At 46.1% G+C, this 1471-nt stretch carries 1 pseudogene; it reads left to right on the top strand.

Going from position 1 to position 1471, the window contains the following annotated elements:
* Positions 1-1436 (top strand): annotated as a pseudogene (locus tag QTA56_RS18230) (Tn3-like element ISAcsp1 family transposase); the annotation flags it as partial.
* Positions 1437-1471 lie beyond the last annotated feature (35 nt).

Raw genomic sequence — 1471 nt, 5'->3', positions numbered from 1 at the left:
ATTGTGATCTATATTTGCAAAGTCGCCTTTCACTATTGGAGCAGAAATTAGCAATCATTAATCGCATGGCAGCGACCAACGATTTGCCTGATGCGATGATCAATCAATCTGGTCTAAAAATAACACCTCTCGATGCCGTGGCTCCTGATACAGCCCAAACTTTAATTGACCAAACAGCAATGCTGTTACCACATATCAAGATCACCGAATTATTAATGGAGGTCGATGAATGGACAGGCTTTACTCGACACTTCACTCATTTGAAAACGGATGACACTGCGAAGGATAAAGCGTTATTGCTCACGACCATACTGGCTGATGCAATTAATTTAGGGCTGACGAAAATGGCCGAATCATGTCCTGGTACAACTTATGCCAAACTCTCATGGCTACAGGCTTGGCATATCCGTGATGAAACTTATTCAACGGCATTGGCCGAATTGGTGAATGCTCAATTGAAACAACCTTTCGCTGAAAACTGGGGAGATGGCACTACCTCCTCATCAGATGGCCAACGCTTCCGCGCAGGTGGCAGAGCTGAAAGTACAGGACATATCAATCCAAAATATGGCGCAGAGCCTGGAAGGTTATTTTATACACACATTTCTGATCAATACGCACCATTTAGCAGTAAGCTGATCAATGTGGGCGTTCGTGATTCAACCTATGTTCTTGATGGGCTGCTGTATCACGAGTCTGATTTACGCATCGAGGAACACTACACCGATACGGCTGGATTCACCGACCATGTTTTTGCACTCATGCACATGCTAGGGTTTCGATTTGCACCACGAATTCGTGATCTGGGCGATACGAAACTCTATATTCCAAAGTCAGACATAGACTATGCCGCACTTAAACCCATGATTGGCGGCACACTGAATATCAAACAGATTCGTACTCATTGGGACGATATTTTGCGTCTGGCCGCATCAATCAAGCAAGGGACTGTCACAGCGTCGCTAATGCTACGTAAACTCGGTAGTTATCCACGACAGAATGGTTTGGCATTGGCATTACGAGAGCTGGGGCGTATTGAGCGCACACTGTTTATCTTGGATTGGTTGCAAAGCGTAGAACTACGCCGTCGGGTTCAAGCTGGATTAAATAAAGGTGAAGCCCGTAATGCATTAGCGCGCGCCGTTTTCTTTTATCGATTGGGTGAGATTCGAGATCGAAGCTTTGAGCAACAGCGTTATCGAGCCAGTGGCTTGAATCTAGTGACCGCCGCCATTGTATTGTGGAACACGGTTTATTTAGAGAGAGCGACTAACGCCCTACGAGGGCATGGTCGCACAGTCGATGATACCTTGCTGCAATATCTGTCACCGCTGGGGTGGGAGCACATCAATTTAACTGGGGATTATCTATGGCGAAGCAAAGCCAAGATAGGTGGTGGAAAATTTAGGCCATTGCGCGCAATTGAAAAACCTTAGCGTGCTATATTTTCCGTTTCCTGAGACGACCCCTA

The organism is Acinetobacter thutiue, from assembly GCF_030385805.1.
Lineage (GTDB): Bacteria > Pseudomonadota > Gammaproteobacteria > Pseudomonadales > Moraxellaceae > Acinetobacter > Acinetobacter corruptisaponis.
Note: the sequence above shows the minus strand (reverse complement) of the source record. Positions and strands in the feature narration are given on the sequence as shown.